This is a genomic window from Mycobacterium sp. NGS19, from assembly GCF_059813155.1.
The window spans coordinates 408,952-435,601 of record NZ_JCALEB010000002.1; the positions used below are offsets into that span (position 1 = coordinate 408,952).

Here is a 26,650-nt window from a genome sequence, read left to right on the forward strand (position 1 = left end):
GCGAACCTACTCAAGAGCCGAGCAGCGTGATCTCCATCAGCCGTCGCACGCACGCCTGAGAGTGTGCGGACCCGTCGTAGTGGACCAGCCGGCCGACGTCGACGACGAGCGCCATCGCCGCATGCACCAGGAAGCGGGCCTGGCTGGGCGTCAGTTCCGGCCGGGCCGAGATGGCCAGTCGCACCCAGGAGTCGACGGTCGACCGCTGCACATTGCGTAGCAGCGTCTGGTCGGCGTCCGCCAGGTTGACCCGTTCGGCGTAGTAGACGATGGCCAACTCCGGGTTCGCGAAAGATGTTGCGACATAAGCACTTATGAGCTGCGTCAGCACCTGTCGCGGCTCGGCGTCCTCGGGCGGGAGCACCGACAACTCCCCCGAAATCCGGTCCGCGGCCCGGCGCATCACGGTCGCGAGGATGTCGGCCTTGCCGGAGAAGTACCGATAGATCGCGGAGGTGGGTATGCCCACCGCCGCGGCGATTTGCTCCATGGTGGTGTCGCGGTAACCGTGCTTGTCGAACAGCACCAGCGACGCATGCAACAACGATTCGTAGACACCGGCATCCGAAAAGATCGCTCGCCCTTGGGGATTGGGCTGGGCTTCGTCGGGATGCGGCAGCTGCGCCGACAGCACGGCCAGCCCGGCGTCGGTGAACACGGCGCGGATCTGGTCGGCCGGCATCCGGACGCGATGGTCGACAATGCTGCCGATGACGCTCAGCAGCGCCGCCGACAGCATCCACCGCTGCGACGACGACAGCCCGGGGCGCAGTGCCACCAGCGGTTTCTGGATTCGTCGATTGACCATACGCAGCTGGTCGGCGAGCAGCGCCTGATCCTGCGGACGTAAGTACCGGGTCTGCCAGCGGTACAGTCCGCCGGACGCGCGGTTGGCCAGCGTGACGTCGATCAGCGCGTCGACAACCCGCTGCAAATCCGTGTCGGCGTCGACGAACGCGGTGCAGTCCACGAGCTGGCGGCCGAGGTTGAGCACAGCCGCCCGGAACATCTCGTACTTGCTGGGATAGTGGCGATACAACGCGGGCCCGGAGATCCCGACCTTCGCCGCGACCTCCTCCATCCGGACCGCGTGGTAGCCGGCGGCGCTGAACGCCTCGGCCGCTGCCCGTTCGACTTGGGCCTTGCGGTCCTTGGGGCGCCGACGGGACGCAGCCGGCTCGGCGGGCAGGGTAGCCATCGCGTCACGGTAACCCGATTGGCGAATCGATGTACACATCCACGGCGAATAGGCGAGCAACCTGCAAATTCTGCTCGCTCCGGCACGGAATGGTGATTAACATATGACGCGTGATCGAGAAGGTGCGCCGTCTGTTCGGCTACCGGCTCTCCATCGCTGAGCTGATCGGGATCGGGTTCCTGGTCGGTTTTCCCTATCTGCTCGTCGGGCTGCTGTGGTCGATCAACCACACCGATCATCTGCACCAGATGCATGGCTTGGACATGATCTTCTCGTTTCTCGGAGCAATCCTGTTGTGGCCCGTGCTGATCGTGTCCGACGTGTGCATGGTCTGACCTCAGGAGGCTCTGTGACGAACCGTGGTTGGCTGATTCTCACGCTGGGCGTGACGCTGCTGGGCGTCGGCCTGCTGGCGCTGAACTTCCCGGTGTTCCTCGACTCCTACGACCAGTGGGGTTGGCAGATCAAGTGCGGCACCGGATACAACACCAATCTGATGCAGGCCCAGATCGCCAACCAAACGTCGCCACAGGCCGACTTCGTGGGCCAGTGCCAAAACGCGCTCGCGTTGCGCAGAGCATGGACGATCTCGCTCGCAGTGATCGGCTGGGTGCTGTTGTCCGGTCTGGCGGTGGCGCTGTGGCGGCATGCCGGAGAGCACCACCACGCGACAGCCGAGCCGCAGAACGCCAACGCCTAGCGGCCGACGCGGCGTGTACGCGCTGCGCCGACGATCTGACGCGGCTTATTGAGCCGTCACCACGTGGCGGACCCGGTCGTCGCGAACCGGCACGCCGTTGCGCCCACCGATGTCCTGGGCATACAGCGCCACCGAATACGCCACCCCGCCGCCCTGAATGCCCAGCGCCGTGCGGTCGATGTGCGCCACGGTGTCGGTGGGCTTGTGGTAGTTCGGATCGAACGGCTGGTCGGCCTCGCCGCCCCACAACCGCGCCTGCTCGGAGCTCTTCTTCTCTTCCGCGCCGGCGAACAGACCGCCCGACGGGATGCCGGCTTGCGTGAAGCCGTCGTAGTCGGAACGCCCGTCGAACGATGTGTCCTCCGCGGTCTTGCCGGCCAGGGTCAGATACGTGACCAAGGTCCGTTCGATGCCGGCCGAACCCTCCGGCACCCGCGGCTGGTTCTCGCCGGGACCCGACGGCGTCGACTGATTGCCGTCATAGGTGAAATAGCCGGGGTTCGGCGAGGCCAGCATGTCGAAGTTCAGATACAGGGCAATGTCCTTGAGCGCTTCGACGTCCAGCGATTCGACGTAGTTCATGGAGCCGACCAGCCCGGCCTCCTCGGCGCCCCAGAACGCGAACCGGACCGCGTTTTGAACCGGCGGCGAACTGCCCATCTGCAGCGCGGTTTCCAGCACCGCCGCCACGCCGGAGCCGTTGTCGTTGATGCCAGGCCCCTCCGGCACGCTGTCCAGATGCGCGCCTGCGACCACCACGTTCTGCGTGGAGCCCGTCTTGGTTTGCGCAATCACGTTGCGGGCTTTGATTTGTTGGACCCTGGCGTCGACCTTCATGGTGACCGGACCCGGCTGAGCGCGCAGCCTCGCGCCGTCGGCTTTGGTGACACCGATCGCCGGGATCTTGACGTCGGTGCGGGCGCCCAGCGTGGCACTCATCTTCTCTTCGTCGACGTTGTCGGCGACGATCATGCCGACCGCGCCGCGCTGTACGGCCGCGCCCTCTTTGACGGAGAACGGGCAGTAGCCGCGGTCGACTAGCACCACCGCGCCGGAGACCGGCAGTCCGTCGTAGTCCGATGCCGAACAGCCCGGGGTGTCGTCACCGGGCGCACCGGGGGCAACGACCAGCGGACCGCTCACCCCATCGGGTCCGGTGCCGATCGAGTATTCGAGCACCTGCGCCGGGACCGTCGCGCCGTTCACCTTCAGCGTCACCTGGCCGGGCTCGAACTTGCGGAAGTCGAACTCCGGGGTTTGCACATCGAAACCCTTGTCGCGCAAGGTATTTGCAACGTACTCAACGCTGGCGTCGTAACCCGGCGTGGCTACCGCTCGGGTGTTGTGGTTGGCATCGGCGATCTGCTGGAGGCGCTGCAGGTGCGCGAACATCGCGTCGGTGCTGACCTTCTCGCGGATCGACTGCGCGTAGTCCGACGCCGCGGGTGCGGTGCGGCGTAGCTCGGAGTCGTGACGCGAGCAGCTCGCCAGCGCCGCGAGCACCGTCACCACGGTCAGCAGAGCGACTGCGGTTCTGCCTGTTCGCCACACTGCGCCCACGTTAGCCTCCGCCGTCAGGGATCGCGCCGATTGATCGCGAACACCGCGGCCGCGAACACCGCGACCACCACGCCGGTGAAGTACAGCAGCGATGCGACCGGACCCCATTGCGGCGCAAACCCGCCTAGCCACGGCACCTTCGTGAACGCGTACGCATTCGCGAACGGCAGCAGCGGACCGACATGCTCGCCGACGCGCGGTGCCGAGCTGAGCAGCGGCTCGATGACGAACGGCATGAGCAGCAGCACCGCGATCACCGCGGCCGCATGCCGCAGCAGCACGGCGAGCCCGACGGCGAGCACCGCCGCCAGCGCCGCGTACAACCCGACCGCCCCCACGGGCCGCCACGCCGGAGCTTGGGTCAGCGACAGCCGCGCGCCCACCTGACCGTCGGCCAGCACGTGCGCCACCACCAGGGACGCGATCACCATCACCGCGGCGAACACGCCGGCCACGCCGGCCGCAATCAGCGCCTTGGCGACCAGTACCCGGGTGCGGTTGGGGGTAGCCATGAACGTCGTACGGATCATCCCGGTGCGGTATTCGCCAGTGACGGTCATCGCCGCGAGGATCATCAGCACCGGCACTGCGAACGTGGCGACGCCGACGGCCGCGCGTTCCGGCGGCAACGGCGCGCCGGAGAAGCTGGCCGCGGGCTGGATCGCGGCGATGCCCAGCGACAGCACCGCCGCGACCGCGGCCCCCCACACCGGTGAGCGCGTGGTCGTGAGCTTGATGCGTTCGGCGGCGAGCGTCACGTCGGCACCTCGGTGGCCCGGAAGTCGACGCTGCCGTCGGTCAGCTTCATGTAGGCCTCCTCCAGCGACGCGCGCTCAGCGCTGAGTTCGTGCAGCGTGACGCCGCGGTCAGCGGCCAGCTCGCCCACCTGCTCCATGGTGCCGCCGCTCACCAGCAGCGCGTTCCCGCCGTCGCGCACCTGCAGGCCCGCGCCCGTCAGCGCCTCACGCAAAGCGGCCGGCTGGGGGCTGCGCACACGCACGGTGTCGGCGCCGGAGCGGCTGACGAAATCGGCCATCGTGGTGGCGGCGATCAGCCGGCCGCGGCCGATGACGACGAGCCGGTCGGCGGTGTTGGCCATCTCGGCGAGCAGGTGGCTGGACACGAACACGGTGCGACCCTCGTCGGCCAGCGTGCGCATCAGCATGCGGGCCCACCGAATGCCTTCGGGGTCAAGGCCGTTCACGGGTTCGTCGAAGATCAGCACCGGCGGGTCGCCCAGCAGCGCCGCCGCGATGCCCAGCCGCTGCGACATGCCCAGCGAGAACGTTCCCGCTTTCTTGTCGGCCACCTCTGTCAGCCCGACCATGGCCAGCACGTCGTCGACGCGCCGGGCCGGCAGCCGGTTGCTCGCAGCGATCCACCGCAGGTGGTTGCGCGCGCTGCGGTTCGGATGCAGCTGCCTCGCGTCGAGCAGCGCACCGACGGTGCGCAGTGGGTGGCGAAGTTCGCGGTACTCGCGGCCGTCGATGGTGGCGGTTCCGGCGGTGGGGCGATCCAGCCCGACGATCATCCGCATCGTGGTGGACTTACCGGCGCCGTTGGGGCCCAAGAAGCCGGTGACGACGCCGGGTTCGACAGTGCAGGTGAGGTTGTCGACGGCGCGGGTCCGACCGAACACTTTGGTCAGCCCGCGCAGCTCGATCACGGCGCCCATGATGGCAGGCCACCGGACACCTGTGCCGTGACCAGCGCGGCGACGGCCCACATGCCGGTGGCGTTGGGATGCATCGGCGCGGGTCGGCCCGGCAGCGGCAGCCGGAACCCGACGGTCCACGGCTGGTCCGACCAGGCGTGGTGCTCGCGGCTGGCCTCTGCTGCCCGCACGATCTCGCAGCCGGTCTGCTCGGCGGCTTCGGCGGTCATGGTTTCCAGTGCGCCGGCGATGTGGCGGCCGAGGTCGGCGTCGGCCTCAGACAGCGGCGGAGCCTTCTCACCGGGGGGCGGCAGCAGCGTGAGGTAGTCGACGAACAGCACTCTGGCCTGCGGGGCGCGGCGCCGGATCGCCTCGCCCACCTCGTGCAGCGCCAAGACGACTTCGCCGAGAGCTCGGTCGCGGGCGTCGCGGTTGCGCAGCTCGCGCAGCCGACACCCGAGCACAGGCAGCCATTGGGCCGGCCGGGGCAGGCACGCCAGAGTCAGCAGCGGCACGTAGCCGACGTCGTTGCCGCCGATCGTGACCGTCACCAGCGCCTCGGAGCCGTCGAGTGCCTCGATCTGTGGCGGCGCACCAAATTGCTTGTGGCGCAGCACATGTGCGGTAGTGGCACCAGAGTAGGTGACGTCCACCAGGTCGAGGCCCAGCTCCTTGGCAACCAGGTGCGGGTAGTTGCGCGCCGAGCGGCCCGACGGCCACGGTGCGCCGTCGGCGCGCGGCGGGATACCGGGACCGGCCGCCATCGAACTGCCGATCGCGACGTAGCGAGGCCTCATGGGCGCCATTGTGCCTACCTCGGCACGACCGTCACCGGGCAGCCGATGCCCGGCGTCAATGAGATGAGGCGCATGCAGGCGATCGGCTCCGGTCAGTTGCCGCGCCTGCCCGCGATTCAAGAGCGCCGAAAACCGCGGCCGACGCGTCGAGGACCATCATCGCGCCGGGCGCTCGTGCTCCAATGCCTCGCGGCCAGGCGCGTCAGCCGGTCCACCACCTCGTCGGGGACGTTGCGCAGGTACCGCGTCGTCACGACCAGGTGTTGCTCGCACTTTGCTTGCCCGCTGTTAGCGTTCAGCCACCCTGCCCGTCGGCCCACGGCAGCTCAGGGCTGGACGCCTGCGCCCAGAACCGCTTCGGAATGCGCCCGGCATGGCGCGCCAGGTGCCCGGCCGTGACGGCGGCGGCCATCGCCGCGGCCATCGCGGGCGGGTCGGCGGCCCTTGTCACCGCACTGGCCAACAGCACCGCGTCGCAACCGAGTTCCATCGCGAGCGCGGCGTCGCTGGCCGTGCCGATCCCCGCGTCGAGCACGACGGGCACGCCTGCGGCTTCGACGATCATCTCGATGTTGTGCGGGTTGGCGATGCCCAGGCCCGTGCCGATCGGCGAGCCCAGCGGCATCACCGCGGCGCAGCCGATGTCCTCCAGCCGCCGCGCCAGCACCGGATCGTCGTTGGTGTACGGCAGCACCACGAAACCGTCGTCGACCAATTGTTCTGCCGCCTTTACCAATTCGACGGCGTCGGGCAGCAGCGTGCGTTCGTCGGCGATCACTTCGAGCTTCACCCAGTCGGTCTGCAGCGCCTCGCGGGCCAACTGCGCGGTGAGCACGGCCTCTGCGGCGCTGCGACAGCCGGCCGTGTTGGGCAGCGGGGTGATGGACAGCCGGGCGAGCAGATCCAGCACGCCGGTGCCGCCGGCGGCGTCGACGCGGCGCATCGCCACGGTGGTGAGCTCTGTGCCGGATGCCACCAGCGCCTCCTCCAGCACCGCGAGGTTGGCGGCCCCGCCGGTCCCCATGATCAGCCGAGACGAGAAGCTGCGCCCCGCGATGGTCAGCTTGCCCGGATCAGCCACCTTGCACCGCCGTCACTACCTCCAGTCGATCACCGTCGGAAAGCCTTGTGTCCCAATCGGATCGGGGTAGCACCGACCAGTCCAGGGCGACCGCCACACCGCGGTCCGGAAAGCCGAGCCGGGCGAGCAGCGCGGCGACCGTGGTGTCGTCGTCCACCTGCACGCGTTCGTCGTTGACGGTGACAATCACCTGGCAATCACCTAGCCCCCACAAGTGCGTCGCATGCGGCGAGAATTTTCTCCGCCGTCCATGGTGCCAACAGGAAGCCCGACCGGCCATGGCCGACGGCCGCCAGCACCCTCTCATCCAACCGGCCGACTATCGGCAGATTGTCCGGCGTCATCGGCCGCAGCCCGGCCGCACATTCGGCCAGTTCGTACTCGCCCAACGCCGGCACCACCGCGCAGGCGTCGTCGAGCAGCTCGCGCACCCCGGCCACCGCCGGCGCGGTGTCACGGCCGTGCTCGTACTGGGTCGCGCCCACCACCACACCGTCTGCGCGCGGCACCAGATACACCTGGCGGCCATGCACGCGGGCGCGAATCACCCTCTGCGGCACGGGCATACAACCATGGCGCCACCGTAGGCGCAGCACCTCTCCCTTGACCGGCCGCACCGCAAGCCCCGGCCACAGCGCAGGCGCGTCGATGCCGTTGGCCAGCACCACCGCGTCGACATCGGTCACCTCGCCGAGGTCGTCGACGGGCGGCGCCCAGGCCACATCGAGGCGTTCACACTCCGCGGCCAGCGCCTGCACCACCGCTCGGTTGTCCACCGCCAATTCGGTGGTGGCACGAAAGCCGTGCCGAATGCCTTGCGCCAGAAGCGGTTCCACATCGCGGGCCGCGGTGGTCAAGGTCACGGGCTGGCCCTGGGCGGCCAGCCACTCGCCGACGGTTCGAAGATCGGCTGCATCGGCGCGGTCGACGGCCACGACCAGTGACTCCTGCGCCGTGATCACCGTTTCCGGCAGCCCGTCGGTGAACGAGGAGTGCCACAGAGCCAGCGACTCCAACCCGATCTGCAGGAGCCGCTCCTCCCCCGGCCAGCCCTCGCTGTGCGGGGCGAGCATGCCGCCGGCCACCCAGGAGGCGCCCGGGTCGTGAGGCTTGCGGTGCACGCGCACCGTTCGGCCGGACTGCGCGAGACGGCGGGCCACCGAAAGGCCGATGACGCCCCCGCCGATGACCGCAATGGACCGGATAGACATGTCGGTTTCTAGGCTAGTCCTCGTGCTGAGGACCCGGCTGGCGCAAGCGCGGCTGTACCTGTGCACCGACGCCCGCAGGGAGCGCGGCGATCTTGCCGAGTTCGCGGACGCGGCGCTGGCCGGCGGGGTCGACGTCATCCAGCTGCGCGACAAGGGCTCGCCGGGCGAGCGACAGTTCGGGCCGTTGGAGGCCCGCGCCGAGCTCGAAGCGCTGGCGGTGCTCGCGGACGCCGCCCGCCGGCACGGGGCGTTGCTGGCGGTCAACGACCGCGCCGACGTCGCCAAGGCCGCTGGCGCCGACGTCCTGCACCTCGGCCAGGACGACCTGCCGCTGGCCGTTGCCCGCGAGATCGTCGGGGCCGCCACGCTGATCGGCCGCTCCACTCACGACATCGACCAGGTGCGCACCGCGGTGACCGAGGACGTCGACTACTTCTGTGTGGGACCGTGCTGGCCCACGCCGACGAAGCCGGGCCGCCCGGCTCCCGGGCTCGATCTGGTGCGGGCGGTGGCGTCGTCGAATCCGGTCAAGCCGTGGTTCGCGATCGGCGGTATCGACCAGCAGCGGCTGCCAGAAGTGCTGGAGGCCGGCGCGCGGCGCGTGGTCGTGGTGCGGGCGATCACCGCAGCCGAGGATCCGGCGCGCGCCGCGCGTGACCTCAGCGCGGCACTTGCAGCAGCGGCGTGACGCGGCTCAACTCGAGCAGTTGGCCCCAGCTGGCCGCGAATCCGGGATGCAGCGGTAGCTCGGCGACCTGGTCTTCTTCGACCCAGCGCAGTTCGACGCTCTCGTAGTTGGGCATGGTCTGCAGCGGATGCGGCGCATCGGCGACCACGGTCGTGTAGGTCCAGTGGCTGCCGCTGGCCCTGGCCGTGACCACGGCCGCGCGCACCACTACGAGCTCGGCGGGCAGCCCGGCTTCCTCCGCGGCTTCGCGGACCGCGGTCTCTTCAGGAGTCTCGTGGCTGTCGCGCGCGCCGCCCGGCAGCGCCCAGGTGCCGCCCTGATGGCTCCACACCGCCCGGTGCTGGAGCAGCACCACGCGGCCCCCGTCGGGGTGCGGTGCCCGCAGTAGCAGGCCCGCCGCGCCGTGGCGGCCCCAGTACCTGGCGCCGGTGTCCGAGATCACCCACCCGTCGCCGTCGCCACGCACGAGTTCAGGATAGGGAACGGCCCGATGAGCGCTTGCGCGAAGAGCAAACGGCCCGATGAGCGCTTGCGCGAAGAGCAAACGGCCCGATGAGCGCTTGCGCGAAGAGCAACGACCTGCCACCGAGAAGCCGCACGCGTCTTGCCGGGTTCTCTTAGACTTCGCTTATAGATTGGGCGCGATCGAAGGCATGAAGGGCGCACATCGGTGACCGTGGAGCTGGCGCATCCGTCAACGGAGCCGGCCCCGTCGCAGGCAACCATCGACCCCACCCACCCGCGATGGTGGTTTTGGACCACCACCCCGGGCCGCATCCTGATCAGCGGCGCGGTGCTGATTGCGTTGGTGGCGCTGACGGCCTTCGCCACCTCCACGACGATCGACCGCCGCCAGCAGGCGCTGACCACGGTGCTCAACCACACAGAGCCGCTGGCGTTCGCGGCCGGGCAGCTGTACACGACGCTGTCGGTGGCCGACGCCGCGGCGGCCACCGCATTCATTGCGGGCGCGGAGCCGCGGGAGGTGCGGCAGCGCTACGAGCAAGCCGTCACCGACGCGGCGGTCGCGTTGACGCAGGCCTCCAGCGGTCTGACCGACCAGCAGATGCTCGAGGTGCTGGGCCGCATCAACGCACGGCTGGCCGTCTACACGGGGCTCATCGAGACCGCGCGCACCAACAACCGGGCCGGCAACCCTGTCGGTTCGTCGTACCTGTCCGAGGCGTCGGCGCTGATGCAGCAGCAAATCCTGCCGGACGCCAAACGGCTCTACGACGAGACTTCCGCGCAGGTGGACGTCGAGACGACCGCTTCGACGAACATCCCGACGCTGCTGATTGTGTTGGTGGCCGCGACGCTGCTGTTCGGGGCCTATTCCAATCGCTGGCTGGCACGCAAGACCCAGCGCCGGCTGAACTTCGGTTTCGTGGCCGGCGGGCTGGCGGTGCTGATTATCGTGATATGGGTGGGCACGGTGCTGGCTATCTCCACCACCGACAGCCGCAGCGCCAAGGGCACTGCCGCTGACTCACTGAAGACCATCACCAACCTGGCGATCATGGCCCAGCAGGCGCGTGCCGACGAGACCCTGGCGCTGATCCGCCGCGGTGACGAAGACGTCCGCAAGCAGTCGTATTACCAGCGGATCGACCAGATGCACCAGATGCTTGCGCAGTACACCGACCGCGAAGATGTGATCGACAAATCGGATCTGCAGAACGCCGACCAACTGCTGGACCGCTGGCGCAGGGCCGACGAGCGGATCAACTCCTACATCGCCGTGGGCAACTATCAAGCCGCCACACAGGTGGCGCTGGGCACCGGTGAGCAAGATTCGACTCCGGCGTTCGACCGGCTGGAGGAGGCGCTGAGCAACGGCATCGAGGAGAGCCGGCGCCAGCTGCGCAACGATATCGTCGACGCGCGCTCGGTGCTGTCGGGTGCGACGGTCGGCGCGGTGGTGCTGTCGGTGGTGGCGGCGCTGGCGGTGACGGTGGGGTTGTGGCCGCGAATGAGCGAGTACCGCTGATGAGCGCTTGCGCGAAGAAGAAACAAACCCCGATGAGCGCTTGCGCGAAGAAGAGACCAACCCTGATGAGAACGCGATTGCCCGCTGTCTTGGCCGCGACGATCTTGCTCGTGGCCGGATGCGGGCAGTCCGATTCGCTGACCCCGCAGCCGTCGCTGACCCTTTCTCCGCCGACACCCGCAGGCATGCAGGAGTTGCCGCCGCAGCAGAACCCGGCCCCGCTGCCCGACGGAAACTGCGACCGCACCGCGAGCCTTCGGCCGTTCACCGACAAGAAGGACGCCGACGCGGCGGTCGCCGGCATCAGGCAGCGCGGGCGGCTGCTGGTCGGCCTGGACATCGGCAGCAACCTGTTTTCGTTTCGCGACCCGATCACCGGCGAGATCACCGGCTTCGACGTCGACATCGCCGGTGAAGTGGCCCGCGACATCTTCGGCACGCCGTCGCAAGTCGAATACCGCATCATGTCGTCGGCCGAGCGGATCCGGGCGCTGAAGAACAACGACGTCGACATCGTCGTCAAGACCATGACGATCACCTGCGAGCGGCGCAAGGACGTCGCTTTCTCGACGGTGTATCTGCTTGCGAATCAACGGATTCTGGCGCCGCGGGACTCGGCGATCCGGCAGGCGGCGGACTTGTCGGGCAAGCGGGTGTGCGCAGCGCGGGGCACCACCTCGATCAACCGCTTGCAGCGGATCAGCCCGGCGCCGATCATCGTGTCGGTGGTGACATGGGCGGATTGCCTTGTGGCGCTGCAGCAGCGGCAGGTCGACGCCGTCAGCACCGACGATTCGATTCTCGCCGGCCTGGTGTCGCAGGATCCATACCTGCACATCGTCGGCTCGAATCTAGAAGAGGAGCCCTACGGAATCGGCATGAATCTGAACAACACCGGCTTGGTGCGGTTCGTCAACGGCACGCTGGAGCGCATTCGCCGCGACGGGACATGGTATGCGCTGTACCGCAAGTGGTTGACCGTGCTGGGCCCCACGCCGGCAGCCCCTACGCCGAGGTACTCGGACTGATGGATGCCGAGGAGCGCTCGCGTGTCGAGTCGACGGATCACGAGACGGTAGGCACGCAGCCCGCGGCCTTCGGGATCGACTACGGCGAGGACTCGTCGTCGATGCTGCGACCGATGGCCACGCAGGCGATCTTCCGTCCCGAGCTCGACGACGAGTCGCACGACGCCCAGACCGACCCGGCCACCGACGACCACACCAGCTCGATGACCCGCCAGTTGGCGCCGAGCCGCCGGCTGGGCGGCGGCCTGGTTGAGATCCCGCGGGTGCCGGAGAAGGACCCGCTGTCGGCGTTGATGCGCAATCCCGTTGTGGCCGAGTCGAAGCGGTTCTGCTGGAACTGTGGCCGGCCGGTCGGACGCTCAGGACCCGAGGGTCAGGCCAAGAGCGAAGGCTGGTGCCCGCACTGCGGCAGCCCGTATTCGTTCCTGCCGCAGCTGGGGCCCGGCGACAAGGTCGCCGGGCAGTACGAGATCAAAGGCTGCATCGCGCACGGCGGCCTGGGCTGGGTGTATCTGGCCGTCGACCACAACGTCAACGAGCGCCCGGTGGTGCTCAAGGGTCTGGTGCACGCCGGCGACGCCGAGGCGCAAGCGATCGCGATGGCCGAGCGGCAGTTCCTGGCCGAGGTCACCCACCCCTCGATCGTCAAGATCTTCAACTTCGTGCAGCATCCGGACAAGCACGGCGAGCCCGTCGGCTACATCGTGATGGAGTACGTCGGGGGCACGTCGCTCAAGCAAGCCAGGGGCCAGAGGTTGCCGGTGGCGCAAGCGATCGCCTACATGCTCGAGATTCTGCCCGCGCTGGGCTATCTGCATTCAATTGGCTTGGCGTACAACGACTTGAAGCCCGAGAACATCATGATCACCGAGGAGCAGCTGAAGCTGATCGACCTCGGCGCGGTGTCGCGCATCAACTCTTACGGCTACCTGTACGGCACGCCCGGATACCAGGCGCCCGAAATAGTCCGCACCGGCCCGACCGTGGCCACCGACATCTACACCGTGGGCCGCACGCTGGCCGCCCTGACGCTGGACATGCCGACGAAGCGGGGCCGCTACGTCGACGGCCTGCCCGAGGATGACCCGGTGTTGGCCACTTACGACTCGTATGCCCGGCTGCTGCGCCGAGCGATCGATCCGGACCCGCAGCGCCGGTTCGCCAGCGCCGAGGAGATGTCCGGGCAGCTGCTCGGCGTGCTGCGCGAGGTGGTCGCGCACGACAGCGGCACGCCGCGGCCGGGCCTGTCCACGGTGTTCAGCCCGACCCGCTCGACGTTCGGGGTGGAGCTTCTGGTCGCGCACACCGACGTCTACGTCGACGGCCTGGTGCACGCCGAGAAGCTGACCGCTTCTGAGATCGTCACTGCGTTGCCGGTGCCGCTGGTGGACCCGTCCGATGTCGGCGCCCCGGTGCTGTCGGCGAGCGTGCTCAGCCAGCCCGTCCAGACGCTGGACCAACTGCGCGCCGCACGGCACGGCGCGCTGGACAGCGAGGGCATCGACCTCACCGAGTCGGTGGAGTTGCCGCTGATGGAGGTGCGCGCCCTGCTCGATCTCGGCGACGTCGCGAAGGCCACCCGCAAGCTCGACGCGCTGGCCGAGCGGGTGGGCTGGCAGTGGCGGCTGGTCTGGTTCCGCGCGGTGGCCGAGTTGCTGATGGGCGACTATGACGCGGCGACAAAGCATTTCACCGAGGTGCTGGACCGGCTGCCCGGCGAGCTGGCACCCAAGCTGGCACTGGCAGCGACCGCCGAGCTGGCCGGGAACCCTGACGGGCTGAAGTTCTACGAGACCGTCTGGAGCACCGACAACGGCGTGATCTCCGCCGGCTTCGGGCTGGCGCGGGCCAAGTCGGCGCAGGGCGATCGGGAAGGCGCGGTGCGCACGCTGGACGCGGTGCCGGCCACCTCGCGGCACTTCACCACCGCGCGGCTGACCAGCGCGCTGACACTGCTGTCGGGGCGGTCGATGAGCGAGCTGACCGAGCAGCAGATCCGCGAGGCGGCCCGCCGCGTCGAGGCGCTGCCGGACTCCGAGCCGCGGGTGCTGCAGATCCGGGCGCTGGTGCTGGGCACCGCGCTCGATTGGATCAGTGAGAACACGGCCAGCACCAACCACATCCTCGGGTTCCCCTTCACTCCGCACGGGCTGAGGCTGGGGGTGGAGGCGTCGTTGCGTGGGCTGGCGCGGGTGGCGCCGACGCGCGCACACCGGTACGCGCTGGTCGACATGGCCAACGCGGTGCGCCCGGCGTCGACGTTCTAGGTCGGACGGCGTCTCAGGCGTTCGCTGTGATCCGGTGGTGGGCGGTCAGCAGCAGGTTGTCGTAGACCGACCGGGCCGGCAGCGCTTCGTCGTGGGCGACGGCGGAGAAGTCGGCGGCGATCTGCTCGGCCAGGGGCCGCAACTTGACGTTGGTTTCCTGTGAGCGCCACTTGAGCAGGTCGAACGCGGCGTCGGCGTCGATGCCGTAAATCGCCATCAGCATGCCCTTGGCCTGCTCGATGACCGCCCTGCTCTGCGTGATCTTGGTGACCTCGGCGGTCAGGTGGTCCTGGCGCGCCTGTTCGGCGGGCGTGATGTCGATGTAGAAGCCGTGCGTGCCGATCACCGAGCCGTCGGCGTCGCGCATCTGGTCGCCGACGACCACGACGTGGTGCACCACTCCCTCGGTGTCGCGGATGCGGTGACGACTGCTGAAGGCCTGCCGTGTCTGGCGGATAAGCGCCAGCGTGTCGGCGATCTGCCGGTAGTCGTCGGGATGCTTGTGCGAGAGCACCAACTGGGTGGTGGGGACGACGGTTCCGGGTTGGTATCCGTGCATCTTCGCCACTTGAGGCGACCATTCCCAGCGTTCGTCGTCGAAGAAATAACGAAACCACCCCACACGTTCGGGAGCGCCCCACGCCAGGGATTCCCCGCCGTCGTGCCCATTTGCCATTTGGCTCCGCCCCAGCAGTCCGCTTCTCGTTCCTGTGCCGCGCGCCAGAGGCTCGATCGAACGCGTCTCCCTGGGGAGACGCACCATTCGTACGTTCGCCCAGGGTCCTCGAGGCAGTAATTAACTACTACGTCGGGTCGCGCTGCGCAACCTTTCGGCATCGGCCTGCTACCAGTGTGCCAACACCTTCGCTCAGATGACCGTCATGCAGGCCCGGGCGATCGCCAGCTCCTCGTTGGTCGGGATCACCAGCACAGTCGTCGGCGACCGGTCGCTCGAAACCCGGCGCGGCCCGCGGGCAGGGTCGGCGTTGCGATCCTCGTCGAGCTCGATGCCCAGGCGGCTCATTCCGCACAGTGCATCCCGGCGCACCGCGGCGTCGTGTTCGCCTACCCCTGCGGTGAACGTGATCACGTCGGTGTGGCCGAGCAGGGCCAGGTAGCCGCCGATGTAGCGGCGCAGCCGGTGGATGTAGACCTCATAGGCGGTTTTCGCTGCGGTGTCGCCGGATTCGATGAGGTGGTGCACGCGGCGGAAGTCGATCTCGCCGCACATCCCCAGCATCCCGGAGCGACGGTTCAGCATGGTCTCGATCTCCTCGATGCCCATGCCGGCCGTGCGCCACAGATAGAAGACGATCCCCGGGTCGATGTCTCCGGCGCGGGTGCCCATGACCAGACCTTCCATCGGGGTCAGCCCCATGGTGGTGTCGACGGGCCGGCCGCCGACGATCGCGGTTGCCGACGCGCCGTTGCCCAGGTGCAGCACGATCTGACTCAGCGACTCGAGCGGCTGACCGAGGAACGTGGCGGCCTGCTCGCTGACGTACTGGTGGGAGGTGCCGTGGAAGCCGTAGCGACGCACGTCCCAGCGCTCGCTGAGCTCTCGGTCGATCGCATACAGCGCCGCGGCCGTCGGCAACCGGTGGAAGAACGCGGTGTCGAACACCGCCACGTGGGGCAGGTCCGGCAACGCTTGGCGGGCCACCTCGATGCCCAGCACACCCGGTGGGTTGTGCAGCGGGGCCAGCGGTGACAACTCCTGCAGTTTCTCCACCACCGCGTCGGTGATCACGGTCGGCTCGTAGAACGTCTTGCCGCCGTGGACGATTCGATGGCCGACCGCCACCAGCCCCTGCGGCTCGTCGAGCTGGTCGAACACCATGCGCAGCGCCTCGCGGTGGTCGGCCACGCCACCCTCGGCGCCATGGTCACCGATCCGCTCGACGATGCCGTCCGCCACCGATGTGCCCGAATCCGGTTGCACAACCGCATATTTCAGCGTCGACGAGCCCGAATTCAGCACCAGCACGGTGTCTGTCACGCGCGCTCCTGCGCCTGGATCGCGGTGATCGCCACGGTGTTGACGATGTCTTCGACCAGCGCGCCGCGCGACAGGTCGTTGACCGGCTTGCGCAGGCCCTGCAGCACGGGGCCGATCGCGATCGCTCCGGCGCTGCGCTGCACCGCCTTGTAAGTGTTGTTGCCGGTGTTGAGGTCGGGGAAGATCAGCACGGTCGCACGGCCGGCGACAGGTGAGTCCGGCGCCTTGCTGGCCGCCACCGACGGCTCCACCGCCGCGTCGTACTGGATCGGGCCGTCGACCAACAGCTCGGGTGCTCGTTGTCGCACCAATTCGGTTGCCCTACGGACCTTTTCGACTTCCGCACCCGCACCGGAGGTGCCGGTGGAGTACGACAGCATCGCGACGCGGGGCTCGATGCCGAACTGGGCGGCAGTGTTTGCCGACGAGATCGCGATGTCGGCCAGTTGTTCGGAGGTCGGCTCGGGAACGATCGCGCAATCGCCGTATGCCAGCACGCGATCGGCTAGGCACATCAGGAAAATGCTCGACACCGTCGACACACCGGGTTTGGTCCTGATGATCTCGAACGCGGGGCGCACGGTGTGAGCGGTGGTGTGCGCCGCACCCGACACCATGCCGTCGACGATGCCGTTGTACACGAGCATGGTGCCGAAGTAGGACACGTCGGCCATGGTTTCGCGGGCCTTTTCGATCGTGGCGCCCTTGTGCTTGCGTAGGTCGACGTACTGCTCGGCGAACTTTTCCGCGAGCTCGCTGGTCAGCGGGTCGAGCAGCGTCGCCGATGACAGGTCGACGTTGAGTTCCGCTGCACGCGAACGTATCTGAGCCTCCGGTCCGAGGATTGTCAGGTCGGCCACCCCGCGCTGCAGCAGCCGGCCCGCGGCCTGCAGGATCCTGTCGTCCTCGCCTTCGGGCAGCACGATGCGTTTGCGGTCGGCGCGGGCCCACTGGATCAGCTGGTAGGTGAACATCTGCGGAGTCGTCACGGTCGGGATCGGAACGTCCAGCAGCCCGAGAAGTTCTGGCATGTCGACGCAGCTCTCCATCAGCGACAGCGCGATGTCGATCTTGCGCTGCGAGGTGGCCGTCAGGCGTCCGCGTGTCGACGCGACTGCGCTGGCGGTCTCGAAGGTGCCCAGCGTCGTCGCGACCATCGGCAGCCGCAAACCCAGCCCGTTCACCAGCGCCGCGATCGACGGATGCAGCGGCAGGCCGCCGTTGAGGATGACCGCCGACAACGATGGAAACCCTTCGGCCGCATGCGCGCTGGCCACCGCAAGCACCACGTCCGAACGGTCGCCGGGGGTGATCACCGCTGCTCCGTCCGCCAACCGCTCGAGTACATGTTCGGCGGTCATGCCGGCCACCAACACCGACGTGACCTCGCGGCTCATCAGCGCGGCGCTGCCGCTGACCAGTTCTCCGTTCACCGAGCGCTGAAGGTCGGCAACGGTCGGGGCCACCAGCAGCGGCTCCTCCGGCAACACGTAGATCTTCGGCTCGAATCGCTGCAACGCCTCGGCCACCGCGTCCATCTGGGGCGGGTCGCACCGGTTCGCCACGACGGCGACGGTGTAGGCGTGCTGGTGGGCCAGCTCGCCGAGGCACAGCTCCACCACCTGCGCCACCTGCTCCGGGCTGCGACCCTTGGCTCGCACCGAAAGCAGCACGGGCGCACCGAGATTGACCGCGATGCGGCCGTTGACGCTCAACTCGGTGGGGGTGGCCACGTCGGTGTAGTCGCTGCCGACGATCACCACCGCGTCGCACTGGTCGGCGACGGCGTGATAGCGGTCGACGATCGCGGCGATCGCGGCATCGGTGTCCTCGTGCAGCTGCTGGTAGGTCACGCCCACGCACTGCTCGTAGGGCAGACCGGCGGTCGCGTGCGCCAGCAGCATTTCCAGTATGTAGTCGCGGTCCTCGCCGCGGCGCGTAATAGGCCGGAACACACCGACTTTCGCGACGGTGGCCGCCAGCCCATGCAGCACCCCGAGCGCGATCGTCGACTTGCCGGTGTCGCCTTCCGGGGACGTGATGTAGATGGACGGCTTGGCGGCCACGTCAGCCCAGCCGGCGCAGCCGCGGAGCGAGATCCTTCTCGAACAGTTCCAGGAACCGCCGCTGGTCGTGGCCGGGCGCGTGGAACACCAGGTGGTTGAGTCCCCAGTCGACGTACTGCTTCACCTTGTCGACGGCCTCATCGGGGTCCGACGCGACGATCCACCGCTTGGCCACCTGTTCGATCGGCAACTCGTCGGCCGCCTTCTCCATTTCGATCGGATCGTCGATGCTGTGCTTCTGCTCGGCGGAGAGCGACAGTGGCGCCCAGAATCGCGTGTTCTCCAGCGCCAGTTCCGGATCGGTGTCGTAGGAGATCTTGATCTCGATCATCTTGTCGATGGCGTCGGGATCCTTGCCGGCGGCCGCCGCCCCGTCCAGCACCGCGGGAATCAGCTTGTCCTTGTACAGCTCTTCGCCCTTGCCGGAGGTGCAGATGAACCCGTCGCCGGCGCGGCCCGCGTATTTCGCCACGACCGGACCGCCCGCCGCGATGTACACCGGCACGCCGCCGTCGGGCACGTCGTAGATCGCCGCGCCTTTGGTGCGGTAGTACTCGCCGTCGAATGTCACCCGGTCGCCGTTCCAGAGTTCGCGCATGAGCCGAACCGCCTCGCGCAGCCGCGCGAACCGCTCCTTGAAATCCGGCCAGTCGCCTTCGTATCCCGTCGCGATCTCGTTGAGCGCTTCCCCCGTGCCGACACCGAGGAAAACCCGGCCCGGATACAGGCAGCCCATGGTCGCGAACGCTTGCGCGATCACCGCCGGGTTGTAGCGGAACGTCGGCGTGAGCACCGACGTGCCGAGAACCAGGCGCTGTGTGCGTTCGCCGACCGCGGCCATCCACGCCAGCGAGAACGGCGCGTGGCCGCCCTCGAACCGCCACGGCTGGAAATGGTCGCTGACGGTGGCGCTGTCCATGCCGTGCTGCTCGGCCAGCACGGCCAGTTCGACGAGTTCGCGGGGGTCGAATTGTTCGGCCGACGCCTTGTATCCCAATTTCAGTTCAGGCACGTGTCAGTTCTACTCCTCACTAGACTCGGCGGTCATGGCGTGGGGGATCACTTCTGTCAGCGACAACGTTCATTTCGTGCAGGGCGACCTGGTGAACTGGGCGGTGGCGACGTCCGATGACGGTGTGACACTTTTCGACGCGGGGCTACCCGGCGATCGCGACGACGTGGTGGCGTCGCTGGCCGAGTTGGGTGCGACACCCGGCGACGTGCGCGCGATCGTGTTGACCCATGCTCATGTCGACCACCTGGGATCGGCCATCTGGTTCGCCAAAACCTATGGCACACAAGTGTTTTGCCATCCCGACGAGGTCGGCCATGCCAAGCGCGAATACCTGGAGCAGGTTTCGCCGCTGGACGTCGCGATGAACATCTGGCGGCCCCGGTGGGCGCCGTGGGCGGTGCGGCTACTGCGCAAGGGCGGCACGGTGCGGGACGGCATTCCCACGGCGCAGGCGCTGACCGCCGACATCGCCGCAACACTGCCCGGCCAGCCGATGGCCATTCCGACACCCGGCCACACCGGCGGACACTGCAGCTTCGTCGTCGACGGCGTGCTCGTCACCGGCGACGCGCTGGTCACCGCGCACGCGGTCAGCCGCCGGCGCGGCCCACAGCTACTACCGTCGGTGTTCAACCACGACGACGACGGCTGCCGGCGCAGCCTGGGTGCGCTCGAGCTGCTGGACACCGACGTGCTCCTGCCGGGGCACGGGCCGCTGTGGCGGGGGCCGATCCGCGAGGCCGTCAAGCAGGCACTGGCGTGACGGACCCGCTCAAGGAGGCACTGCGTGACATGTGGTCCTCGGCAGCACCCGCGTGGGCTCAGCACGCCGAGGCGGTAGACGAGTGCGGGAGGCCAGTCACCGAAGCCATGCTCGCGATGGCAGGTGTGCGACCTGGGATGCGAGTACTCGACCTGGCCTGTGGTGCCGGCGGTGTAGGTTTGGCGGCCGCACAAATAGTCGGACCCGGTGGTGAAGTGGTGCTGTCCGACGTCACACCGCAGATGACGGCGGTTGCCGCCGAGCGTGCCGACGCCCGGGCGCTGTCCAATGTGAAGGCCGCACAGCTCGACATGCAAGACATCGTGTTTCCAGATGCTTCGTTCGACGTGGTGCTCTGCCGCGACGGGTTGACTATGGTGTTGGATCCTCTTGCCGCACTTAGAGAGTCGTTTCGAGTGCTGGTGCCGGGTGGTCGCGCAGCGTTCTCGGTGTGGGGCCCCAGTGAGCGAAACCCGTGGGTGGCGCTGCTCTTCGACGTCATCACCTCACACACGGGAGTACCGTCACCGCCGCCAGGCATGCCGGACGCATTCGGCTTGGCCGGTTACGGTCACTTGGAACGGCTGATGGCCGCGGCGAGGTTCGCCGACGTCGCCGTTCGAGAGGTCTCGATGCGCTGGATGGTGCGGTCGTTCGACGAATGGTGGTCGGTGCTCACCGCACTAGCGGGCCCGGTTCGGCCGTTGCTTTCGATGCAGCCTGCGGAAACGATCGCCGCGATGAAAGCGCAAGCCAAGGTTGCGGTCGAGCAATTCCAGACGGAGACAGGACAAATCGAGCTACCCGGCCTCAGCTTCGTGGGGTGCGGCGTCCATTGACTCTCAGCGACCGCGCCAGTCGGGTTTGCGTTTGTCCCGCCAGGCACTGACACCTTCGGCCGCGTCTCGTGTTGCGGCAGCGACTTTGCGCATGGTCTCGCCGAAGCGCACCGCTTCGATCCAGCCCATGTCGGCGCTTCGCCATGCGACCTCCTTGGTCGCCCGTTGCGCCAGCGGGGCGGCTTCGGTGAGCGTGCGGGCCCACGCTCGAGCCTCTGTCTGAAGCTCGCCTGGCTCGACCAACTTCCAGACCAGACCGATCTCGTAGGCCCGCTCGGCGCTCATGGGCTTCCCGGTCAGCAGCAATTCCATCGCATGCGCCCACCGCACCCGCTGCGGCAACCGGATCGCGCCGACGATCGTCGGAACGCCAAGCGCCACTTCAGGAAACGAAAACGTTGACTCAGTGCTGGCAATGACGAAGTCGCAGAACAGGATTCCGGTCACGCCGTAGCCGATGCACGGGCCATGCACCGCGGCGATGGTCGGCTTGAACAGCTCCATCCCAGACTCGAACGAATTGATGGTCGGCTTCTCCCAGAAGGTGCCGGCGAAGGTACCGACGGAGCCTTCGCCGTCCTTCAAGTCACCGCCTGCGCAGAACACGTCGCCGTTTGCCGTCAGGATGGCGACCCAGGCGTCCTCCTCGTCGCGAAACCTGTTCCACGCCGCGTTGAGATCCTGGCGCAGTGCGCCGTTGATCGCGTTGCGCGCATCGGGGCGGTTGAGGGTGATCGTGGCGATGTGGTCGTGCAGCTCATACGTGACCAGACTCATGACTGCACCCTAGGTTCGCGCCAGCACCTTCAGGAAGGCGACCGGATAGACCTCGCGTTCGCCGGGCAACGGCTCGGGCAGCCGGGTATACCCGCGCGACAGGTACAACGCCTCGGCTTCGGGCTGGCGGTCACCGGTGGTCAGGTACACCCGGCGGTAGCCGCGCTGGGCGATCAGCGACTCCAACTCGGCCAGCAGTGCGCGGGCGTGGCCGCGGCGCCGGTACGCACGGTCGGTCCAAATGCGTTTCAGCTCAGCGGTTTGCGCGTCGAACCGGCGGAATGCGCCGCCCGTCACCGGCTTTCCGTCGAACAGCCCGAGCAGCATTGCGCCGTGCGGCGCGGCGAATTCGTCGGCCGGGTAGCCGTGCAGCCAGTTCAAGATGCGGCCGTGGTCGCCGCCGTAGCGCTCGGCGTACTCGGCGGCCAGCTCGGTCAACAACGGCGCAGCGAGCGGGTCGTCCTGTGACACCGCGACGAATCGCAGCAGAGCCGGCCCGGTCATGCCTCCCATCCTGCCGCGGCCGCGGCCGAGCGCGAACTTGACAGGCGTAAAGTTCGGCGCCATGGACAACATCAGCGGTAAGACCATCGCGATCACCGGCGCCGCACGGGGCATCGGCCACGCGACCGCTCAGGCGCTGCTGCGGCGCGGCGCGCGGGTGGTGATCGGCGACCGCGACGTCAACGCGCTCGAAACCGCGGTGTCGGCGCTGGACCGGCTGGGACCTGTGTCGGCCTACCCGCTGGACGTCACCAATCGGCAGTCGTTCGGGGAATTCCTCGACAAGGCGCGCAGCGAGGGCGGCGGGCACATCGACGTGCTGATCAACAACGCCGGGGTGATGCCGATTGGGCCCTTCTTGCAACAGTCCGAGCAGGCGATCCGCTCGGCGATCGAGGTCAACTTCTACGGCGTGCTGAACGGCTGTCAGTTGGTGCTGCCGGAGATGGTGGCCCGCCGCAGCGGACACATCGTCAACATTGCGTCGATGGCCGGCATGACAGCGGTGCCGGGTCAGGTGGTGTACGCGGGTACCAAGTTCGCGGTCGTCGGGCTGTCCACGGCAATGGCCGACGAATTCGCACCGCAGGGAATAGAAGTCAGCGCGATCCTGCCGACGTTCACCAACACCGAGTTGATCGCGGGCACGCACACCAGCTCCGCGCAGAAGCCGGTGCAGCCGGAAGACATTGCCGCGGCGGTGGTCAAGGTGCTGGACAGGCCGACCACGCTGGTGTCGGTGCCGCGGCAATTGCGGTTCATTGCCGCGCTGGCGCAGATGCTCGGTCCGCGAGGCCGGCGCTGGCTGAACCGCAAGCTCGGCAACGATCGCGTGTTCTTGGAATTCGACTCGACGGCTCGGCAACCTTACGAGGACCGCGCCCAGCACGCGTTGGGGGTCGACGACGGCTAGAGCTGCGGCCGCGGCCGCCCCGGCCGATGCGCCTCGATCGCGTCGATGTTCTCGAAGAAGCGGTCAGGTGAAAGCCGCAGCGCGACGTCGCTCGCGTCGGCGCCGACCAGGATCACCGACACGCTGTCGGGGAAGTCGTCGTGATCCTCGAGCTCGCTGTCGATGGTGAAGAACACCCGCGTGACCGCCTCGACGTCGTCGTCGTCGGGCTCGAAACCCGACGGCGCGAAGTGCCACACCGCCAGGCCGTGGATTGAATGTTCAGCGTCAAATGTCCAGCCGCGCTGGGTGATTCGGCGGTCGAAGCGGTCAGCCTGTGCCAGCAGATCCAACAGTTCGTCGGGGTGGCTGTCGTCGATTCCCTCCCCGACACCCAGTACGACGTCCGTGATGTCGCGCGCGTGGACGACGGTCAGTGCCCGGTCGAGCAGGTCCTCTTCGATCTCGTCGACCTCCTCCAGCAGCGACGTCAACGCCACCCATTCGGCACGCCGGCTCTGCCGCCTTTTACGACGCGCCTTCTTCGCGGCGCTCGGCTTGGACATGTGCCAGATGCTACGACGGCGTGCCGCGAAGTTGTCGGAACCGACGACCATCATGCCGGCATGGGCGAGGTCATCCGAGGCAGCGAGGCCGCACCAAAGCTACTTCAGCGCTTGGTCGAGGTCGTCGATCAAGTCGTCAGTGCCTTCGAGGCCGACCGAGATGCGCACCACGCCGTCGCCCAGGCCGATCGCCGCCCGGCCCTCGGGGCCCATCGCTCGATGTGTCGTGGTGGCCGGGTGCGTGATCAGCGACTTCGCGTCGCCGAGGTTGTTACTGATGTCGATCAGCCGCAGCCTGTCCAGCACCTCGAACGCACGCTCCTTGGTGCCGCCTTGCAGCTCGAAGGTGATGACGGTGCCGCCGCCGGTCATCTGCCGCTTGGCCAGGTCGTACTGCGGATGCGAGGGCAGAAACGGGTAGCGCACCCAACTCACCGCCGGGTGGTTTTCCAGAAACTCCGCGATCCGCAATGCCGACGCGGTGCTGTACTCCATCCGCACCGCCAACGTCTCCAGAGCCTTGAGCAGCAGCCACGCGTTGAACGCACTGATCGCCGGCCCGGTGTGACGCATGAGCTTTTGCACCGGCCCGTCGATGTACTCCTTGTCGCCCAGGATCGCACCGCCCAGCACCCGGCCCTGCCCGTCGATGTGCTTGGTCGCCGAGTAGACGACCACGTCGACGCCCAGCGGAAAGCCCTGCTGCAGCAACGGTGTCGCAAAGACGTTGTCCAGCACCACTTTTGCACCCGCCGCGTGCGCCAGCTGGCACACCGCTTCGATGTCCACCAGCGACTGCATCGGATTCGACGGCGTCTCGAAGAACACCGCCTGCGTGGGCACCGACAGCGCTTCTTCCCACTGCGAGAGGTCGTCACCGTCGACGAACACGGTCTCCACACCCCAGCGCGGCAGGATCTCGTCGCACACCACGAAGCACGACCCGAACAGGCTGCGGGCCGCCACCAGCCGGTCGCCCGCTCCCAGCAGCGCCCCAAGCGAAGTGAATACCGCAGCCATGCCCGTCGCGGTCGCAAAGCATGCGGGCGCGCCTTCGATCAGCCGCAGCCGCTCCTCGAACATCGAGATGGTCGGGTTGCCGTACCGCGAATACACGTAGCGATCGATGCCGCCGGCGAACGCCTCCTCGGCTTCGGCGGCGTTGGAGTACACGTACCCCGACGTCAGGTACATGGCCTCGGCCGTCTCCTCGAAGCCGGACCGCATCAGCGCGCCGCGCACGCCGATGGTGGCCTGGCTGACGCCCTCGGGCAGCTCGGCGGGATCTTTGATACTCATGTCTGCTTCCAGGGCAAACCCACTGCGCGCCAACCTGATCCGCCGCGGTGCCCGTGCTCGTCGAGGTGTCCCTCGAACCCGTCCAACACGTTGTACGACGGGCCGATGCCGGCTGCCGTCGCGGCCTTCGCGGCGCCGATCGACCGGTTGCCCGAGCGACACAGGAAGACGACGGGTCGTTCACCGGGCTCGACACCGGCCTGGATGAGTTCGTCGATGAACTTTTCGTTGTGTGTGCCGTCCACCCTCGACCACTCGACGTACACGACGTCACGGCCCAGATCCGAGATGTCGGGAACTCCGACGAACCGCCATTCGGCGTCGGTGCGGCAGTCCACGAGCACCGCGTCGGGGTTGTCGCTCAGCAGTTTCCAAGCCTCTTCGGGCGTGATGTCACCTGCGTAGCTCACGCTCCGAAGTCTCCCACAACTCCTTCTGCTCTTCGCGCGAGCGCTCGTCGCCCCGTTCTGCTCTTCGCGCGAGCGCTCATCGCCCTGTTCTGCTCTTCGCGCGAGCGCTCATCGCCCTGACATCACCAGAATTTCCGCAGAGCGGCGGCCACGCGGTGCACCCGCTCGCGAGCAGTGGTCACATCGGGTGCGGTGGCCAGCGCCACACCTTGGCGGCGGCGTGGATGAGACGCCGCGTGCCCGAAGATCCGCACGTCGCTTTCCGGCACGGCGAGCGCGTCCGTCAGCGCCTGCGTCGCCCGCTCGGTGTCGACGTCACCGTCGGGTGCGACGAGCTGGCTGTGGGCGTAGACCACCTGCCCGGCGCCGGGCGTGATCATGATCGTGTCCAGCGGCAGGCCCAGGATCGCGCGGGCGTGCAGCTCGAACTGCGACAGCCGCTGCGAGCGCAGTGTCACCAGCCCGGTGTCGGTGGGCCGGGGGCTGACGTCGACGAAGTACACCTCGTCGCCCTTCACCAGCAGCTCCACCCCGTACACCCCGCGGCCGCCGAGGCCGTTGACAATCCGCGCCGCAATGGACTTGGCCGCGTCCCTGGCCGCCGCCGTCATGGTCTGCGGCTGCCAGCACTCCAGTAGTCCGCCGTCGACCTGCCGGTGCCCGATCGGCGCGCAGAACTGCACCTCGCCGCGCCCGGGGCCGCGCACGGTCAGCAGCGTCACCTCATGGTCGATGTCCACCATGGTTTCGGCCATCACCCGCGTGTTTGCCACTCGACCACCCGCCGCGGCCGCCCGGTCCCATGCCGGCGCCACGTCCTCCGGCCGCAGCAGCACCGACTCGCCCTCCCCCGGGCTGCCGCTCACCGGCCGCACCACCAGCGGGAAGCCTGCGTGCTGCGCGACGGCGGCCAATTCGTCGGCCGACCCGGCGAACCAGAACGGCGCGGTCGGTAACCCGAGGTCGTCGGCGGCCAGCCTGCGCAAGCCCTCGCGGTCACCGCACAGCTGCGTGCTGCGCGGGGTGGGCACCACATCGGTCAGGCCGGCCTCGGCGACGGCCAGCAGCGCGTCGTAGGCGACGGCCGGCGTGCCGTCGGCGTCGACGGCGTCGGTCACGACGTAGTCCGGGCGCTCACGGTCGATCAGCGCGGTCAGCTCGTCGGCGTCAGTCATCTTGATCACGACGCTGCGGTCGGCCGCGTCGTGCGCGGGCGCATCGGCCTGGCGGTCGACCGCCGTCACCACCACTCCGAGCCGCTGCAACGCGGTGACCAGCTCGCGGCTCAACTCGCCGGCGCCGAGCAGCATCAGGCTCAGCGGCCGCGATTCGTCGGTCACCTCGTC

General features: G+C 68.2%; 28 protein-coding genes. 9 read left to right on the forward strand and 19 right to left on the reverse strand.

Annotated elements, in window-relative coordinates; genetic code table 11:
- Positions 1-10: 10 nt before the first annotated feature.
- The gene (locus tag AC5Y4N_RS07330; protein WP_499905499.1) at positions 11-1,198 is read right to left on the reverse strand and encodes a TetR/AcrR family transcriptional regulator; all 1,188 of its coding nucleotides are present in this window, start codon (positions 1,196-1,198) and stop codon (positions 11-13) included.
- 110 nt (positions 1,199-1,308) lie between these two features.
- On the opposite strand from AC5Y4N_RS07330, the gene AC5Y4N_RS07335 reads away from it, so the two are divergent.
- Positions 1,309-1,533: a hypothetical protein gene (locus AC5Y4N_RS07335; protein ID WP_499905496.1), complete on the forward strand. Its 225-nt coding sequence runs from the start codon at positions 1,309-1,311 to the stop codon at positions 1,531-1,533.
- 14 nt (positions 1,534-1,547) lie between these two features.
- Positions 1,548-1,898 (forward strand): hypothetical protein, encoded by a 351-nt coding sequence (locus AC5Y4N_RS07340; protein ID WP_499905494.1) that lies wholly within the window; start codon positions 1,548-1,550, stop codon positions 1,896-1,898.
- Positions 1,899-1,943: 45 nt separating this feature from the next.
- Here the strand turns inward: AC5Y4N_RS07340 and AC5Y4N_RS07345 are convergent, their stop codons facing one another.
- The 7 genes from AC5Y4N_RS07345 to thiO form a co-directional block, all read right to left on the reverse strand.
- The gene (locus tag AC5Y4N_RS07345) at positions 1,944-3,449 is read right to left on the reverse strand and encodes a M28 family metallopeptidase (RefSeq protein WP_499906315.1); all 1,506 of its coding nucleotides are present in this window, start codon (positions 3,447-3,449) and stop codon (positions 1,944-1,946) included.
- Positions 3,450-3,472: 23 nt separating this feature from the next.
- Positions 3,473-4,216: an ABC transporter permease gene (locus AC5Y4N_RS07350; protein WP_499905492.1), complete on the reverse strand. Its 744-nt coding sequence runs from the start codon at positions 4,214-4,216 to the stop codon at positions 3,473-3,475.
- Positions 4,213-5,124 carry an ABC transporter ATP-binding protein gene (locus AC5Y4N_RS07355; protein ID WP_499906313.1) on the reverse strand — a complete coding sequence of 304 codons (912 nt, stop codon included), beginning with the start codon at positions 5,122-5,124 and terminating at the stop codon, positions 4,213-4,215. Before AC5Y4N_RS07355 ends, AC5Y4N_RS07350 begins: the two co-directional genes overlap by 4 nt.
- Complete coding sequence (locus AC5Y4N_RS07360; protein WP_499905490.1) at positions 5,121-5,909, reverse strand: SGNH/GDSL hydrolase family protein; 789 nt, start codon at positions 5,907-5,909, stop codon at positions 5,121-5,123. The genes AC5Y4N_RS07355 and AC5Y4N_RS07360 overlap by 4 nt, the downstream gene beginning before the upstream one ends.
- A gap of 295 nt (positions 5,910-6,204) precedes the next feature.
- The gene (locus tag AC5Y4N_RS07365; RefSeq protein WP_499905488.1) at positions 6,205-6,990 is read right to left on the reverse strand and encodes a thiazole synthase; all 786 of its coding nucleotides are present in this window, start codon (positions 6,988-6,990) and stop codon (positions 6,205-6,207) included.
- Complete coding sequence (gene thiS / locus AC5Y4N_RS07370) at positions 6,983-7,180, reverse strand: sulfur carrier protein ThiS (RefSeq protein ID WP_499905485.1); 198 nt, start codon at positions 7,178-7,180, stop codon at positions 6,983-6,985. Before thiS ends, AC5Y4N_RS07365 begins: the two co-directional genes overlap by 8 nt.
- Positions 7,181-7,187: 7 nt before the next feature.
- Complete coding sequence (gene thiO, locus AC5Y4N_RS07375) at positions 7,188-8,201, reverse strand: glycine oxidase ThiO (protein WP_499905481.1); 1,014 nt, start codon at positions 8,199-8,201, stop codon at positions 7,188-7,190.
- On the opposite strand from thiO, the gene thiE reads away from it, so the two are divergent.
- Entirely contained in the window at positions 8,200-8,889 is a 690-nt protein-coding gene (gene thiE / locus AC5Y4N_RS07380; RefSeq protein ID WP_499905479.1) for a thiamine phosphate synthase, read from the forward strand. The two genes, thiO and thiE, sit on opposite strands and share 2 nt — an antisense overlap.
- On the opposite strand, the gene AC5Y4N_RS07385 is transcribed toward thiE, so the two are convergent.
- Positions 8,861-9,355 (reverse strand): NUDIX hydrolase, encoded by a 495-nt coding sequence (locus AC5Y4N_RS07385; RefSeq protein ID WP_499905477.1) that lies wholly within the window; start codon positions 9,353-9,355, stop codon positions 8,861-8,863. The genes thiE and AC5Y4N_RS07385 overlap by 29 nt on opposite strands.
- Before the next feature lie 204 nt (positions 9,356-9,559).
- Here AC5Y4N_RS07385 and glnX point away from each other — a divergent pair, with 204 nt between their 5' ends.
- From glnX to AC5Y4N_RS07400, 3 genes are read left to right on the forward strand one after another with little or no spacing between them, the layout of a single operon-like run.
- Positions 9,560-10,879 (forward strand): protein kinase G-activating protein GlnX, encoded by a 1,320-nt coding sequence (gene glnX, locus AC5Y4N_RS07390; protein ID WP_499905475.1) that lies wholly within the window; start codon positions 9,560-9,562, stop codon positions 10,877-10,879.
- A 32-nt stretch (positions 10,880-10,911) separates the two neighbouring features.
- Positions 10,912-11,907 (forward strand): glutamate ABC transporter substrate-binding protein, encoded by a 996-nt coding sequence (locus AC5Y4N_RS07395; protein WP_499905473.1) that lies wholly within the window; start codon positions 10,912-10,914, stop codon positions 11,905-11,907.
- Positions 11,907-14,174: a serine/threonine-protein kinase PknG gene (locus AC5Y4N_RS07400; RefSeq protein ID WP_499906311.1), complete on the forward strand. Its 2,268-nt coding sequence runs from the start codon at positions 11,907-11,909 to the stop codon at positions 14,172-14,174. Before AC5Y4N_RS07395 ends, AC5Y4N_RS07400 begins: the two co-directional genes overlap by 1 nt.
- A gap of 13 nt (positions 14,175-14,187) precedes the next feature.
- On the opposite strand, the gene AC5Y4N_RS07405 is transcribed toward AC5Y4N_RS07400, so the two are convergent.
- The 4 genes from AC5Y4N_RS07405 to fgd all read right to left on the reverse strand — a co-directional run bounded on the left by AC5Y4N_RS07405 (position 14,188) and on the right by fgd (position 19,251).
- Positions 14,188-14,850, reverse strand: a complete 663-nt coding sequence (locus AC5Y4N_RS07405) for a PAS and ANTAR domain-containing protein (protein WP_499905470.1) — start codon at positions 14,848-14,850, stop codon at positions 14,188-14,190.
- 192 nt (positions 14,851-15,042) lie between these two features.
- Positions 15,043-16,173, reverse strand: coding sequence for an acetate kinase (locus AC5Y4N_RS07410; RefSeq protein WP_499905466.1), 1,131 nt, complete (start codon positions 16,171-16,173; stop codon positions 15,043-15,045).
- Complete coding sequence (pta, locus tag AC5Y4N_RS07415) at positions 16,170-18,239, reverse strand: phosphate acetyltransferase (protein WP_499905464.1); 2,070 nt, start codon at positions 18,237-18,239, stop codon at positions 16,170-16,172. Before pta ends, AC5Y4N_RS07410 begins: the two co-directional genes overlap by 4 nt.
- A 1-nt stretch (position 18,240) precedes the next feature.
- Positions 18,241-19,251 carry a glucose-6-phosphate dehydrogenase (coenzyme-F420) gene (gene fgd / locus AC5Y4N_RS07420; protein WP_499905461.1) on the reverse strand — a complete coding sequence of 337 codons (1,011 nt, stop codon included), beginning with the start codon at positions 19,249-19,251 and terminating at the stop codon, positions 18,241-18,243.
- Positions 19,252-19,285: 34 nt separating this feature from the next.
- Here fgd and AC5Y4N_RS07425 point away from each other — a divergent pair, with 34 nt between their 5' ends.
- Entirely contained in the window at positions 19,286-20,017 is a 732-nt protein-coding gene (locus AC5Y4N_RS07425) for an MBL fold metallo-hydrolase (protein WP_499905459.1), read from the forward strand.
- The gene (locus tag AC5Y4N_RS07430) at positions 20,014-20,856 is read left to right on the forward strand and encodes a class I SAM-dependent methyltransferase (protein ID WP_499905455.1); all 843 of its coding nucleotides are present in this window, start codon (positions 20,014-20,016) and stop codon (positions 20,854-20,856) included. Before AC5Y4N_RS07425 ends, AC5Y4N_RS07430 begins: the two co-directional genes overlap by 4 nt.
- Positions 20,857-20,859: 3 nt before the next feature.
- On the opposite strand, the gene AC5Y4N_RS07435 is transcribed toward AC5Y4N_RS07430, so the two are convergent.
- Together AC5Y4N_RS07435 and AC5Y4N_RS07440 are read right to left on the reverse strand one after the other, a co-directional pair.
- On the reverse strand, positions 20,860-21,633 hold the full coding sequence (locus AC5Y4N_RS07435) for an enoyl-CoA hydratase/isomerase family protein (RefSeq protein ID WP_499905451.1): 774 nt from the start codon (positions 21,631-21,633) through the stop codon (positions 20,860-20,862).
- 9 nt (positions 21,634-21,642) lie between these two features.
- Positions 21,643-22,137: a GNAT family N-acetyltransferase gene (locus AC5Y4N_RS07440; protein WP_499905448.1), complete on the reverse strand. Its 495-nt coding sequence runs from the start codon at positions 22,135-22,137 to the stop codon at positions 21,643-21,645.
- A gap of 61 nt (positions 22,138-22,198) precedes the next feature.
- Here AC5Y4N_RS07440 and AC5Y4N_RS07445 point away from each other — a divergent pair, with 61 nt between their 5' ends.
- Positions 22,199-23,050 carry an SDR family oxidoreductase gene (locus tag AC5Y4N_RS07445; protein ID WP_499905445.1) on the forward strand — a complete coding sequence of 284 codons (852 nt, stop codon included), beginning with the start codon at positions 22,199-22,201 and terminating at the stop codon, positions 23,048-23,050.
- Here AC5Y4N_RS07445 and AC5Y4N_RS07450 read toward each other — a convergent pair.
- From AC5Y4N_RS07450 to purT, 4 genes are all read right to left on the reverse strand, one after another.
- Positions 23,047-23,595, reverse strand: a complete 549-nt coding sequence (locus AC5Y4N_RS07450; RefSeq protein WP_499905442.1) for a hypothetical protein — start codon at positions 23,593-23,595, stop codon at positions 23,047-23,049. The genes AC5Y4N_RS07445 and AC5Y4N_RS07450 overlap by 4 nt on opposite strands.
- A gap of 99 nt (positions 23,596-23,694) precedes the next feature.
- A complete protein-coding gene (locus AC5Y4N_RS07455; RefSeq protein ID WP_499905441.1) occupies positions 23,695-24,894 on the reverse strand; it encodes an O-succinylhomoserine sulfhydrylase in 1,200 nt (399 codons plus the stop codon).
- Positions 24,891-25,304, reverse strand: a complete 414-nt coding sequence (locus tag AC5Y4N_RS07460; RefSeq protein WP_499905439.1) for a rhodanese-like domain-containing protein — start codon at positions 25,302-25,304, stop codon at positions 24,891-24,893. Before AC5Y4N_RS07460 ends, AC5Y4N_RS07455 begins: the two co-directional genes overlap by 4 nt.
- A 122-nt stretch (positions 25,305-25,426) precedes the next feature.
- Positions 25,427-26,614, reverse strand: coding sequence for a formate-dependent phosphoribosylglycinamide formyltransferase (gene purT, locus AC5Y4N_RS07465; protein ID WP_499906309.1), 1,188 nt, complete (start codon positions 26,612-26,614; stop codon positions 25,427-25,429).
- Positions 26,615-26,650: the final 36 nt, after the last annotated feature.

What these genes read in the sequence shown, in the direction of transcription:
- thiO (WP_499905481.1), bottom strand. Translation starts at nt 8,201, where the DNA reads ATGTCTATCCGGTCCATTGCGGTCATCGGCGGGGGCGTCATCGGCCTT.
- AC5Y4N_RS07425 (WP_499905459.1), top strand. Translation starts at nt 19,286, where the DNA reads ATGGCGTGGGGGATCACTTCTGTCAGCGACAACGTTCATTTCGTGCAG.
- AC5Y4N_RS07400 (WP_499906311.1), top strand. Translation starts at nt 11,907, where the DNA reads ATGGATGCCGAGGAGCGCTCGCGTGTCGAGTCGACGGATCACGAGACG.
- AC5Y4N_RS07455 (WP_499905441.1), bottom strand. Translation starts at nt 24,894, where the DNA reads ATGAGTATCAAAGATCCCGCCGAGCTGCCCGAGGGCGTCAGCCAGGCC.
- thiE (WP_499905479.1), top strand. Translation starts at nt 8,200, where the DNA reads ATGTCGGTTTCTAGGCTAGTCCTCGTGCTGAGGACCCGGCTGGCGCAA.
- AC5Y4N_RS07445 (WP_499905445.1), top strand. Translation starts at nt 22,199, where the DNA reads ATGGACAACATCAGCGGTAAGACCATCGCGATCACCGGCGCCGCACGG.
- purT (WP_499906309.1), bottom strand. Translation starts at nt 26,614, where the DNA reads ATGCTGCTCGGCGCCGGCGAGTTGAGCCGCGAGCTGGTCACCGCGTTG.
- AC5Y4N_RS07440 (WP_499905448.1), bottom strand. Translation starts at nt 22,137, where the DNA reads ATGACCGGGCCGGCTCTGCTGCGATTCGTCGCGGTGTCACAGGACGAC.
- AC5Y4N_RS07450 (WP_499905442.1), bottom strand. Translation starts at nt 23,595, where the DNA reads ATGTCCAAGCCGAGCGCCGCGAAGAAGGCGCGTCGTAAAAGGCGGCAG.
- AC5Y4N_RS07395 (WP_499905473.1), top strand. Translation starts at nt 10,912, where the DNA reads ATGAGCGCTTGCGCGAAGAAGAGACCAACCCTGATGAGAACGCGATTG.
- AC5Y4N_RS07360 (WP_499905490.1), bottom strand. Translation starts at nt 5,909, where the DNA reads ATGAGGCCTCGCTACGTCGCGATCGGCAGTTCGATGGCGGCCGGTCCC.
- AC5Y4N_RS07405 (WP_499905470.1), bottom strand. Translation starts at nt 14,850, where the DNA reads ATGGCAAATGGGCACGACGGCGGGGAATCCCTGGCGTGGGGCGCTCCC.
- AC5Y4N_RS07435 (WP_499905451.1), bottom strand. Translation starts at nt 21,633, where the DNA reads ATGAGTCTGGTCACGTATGAGCTGCACGACCACATCGCCACGATCACC.
- AC5Y4N_RS07330 (WP_499905499.1), bottom strand. Translation starts at nt 1,198, where the DNA reads ATGGCTACCCTGCCCGCCGAGCCGGCTGCGTCCCGTCGGCGCCCCAAG.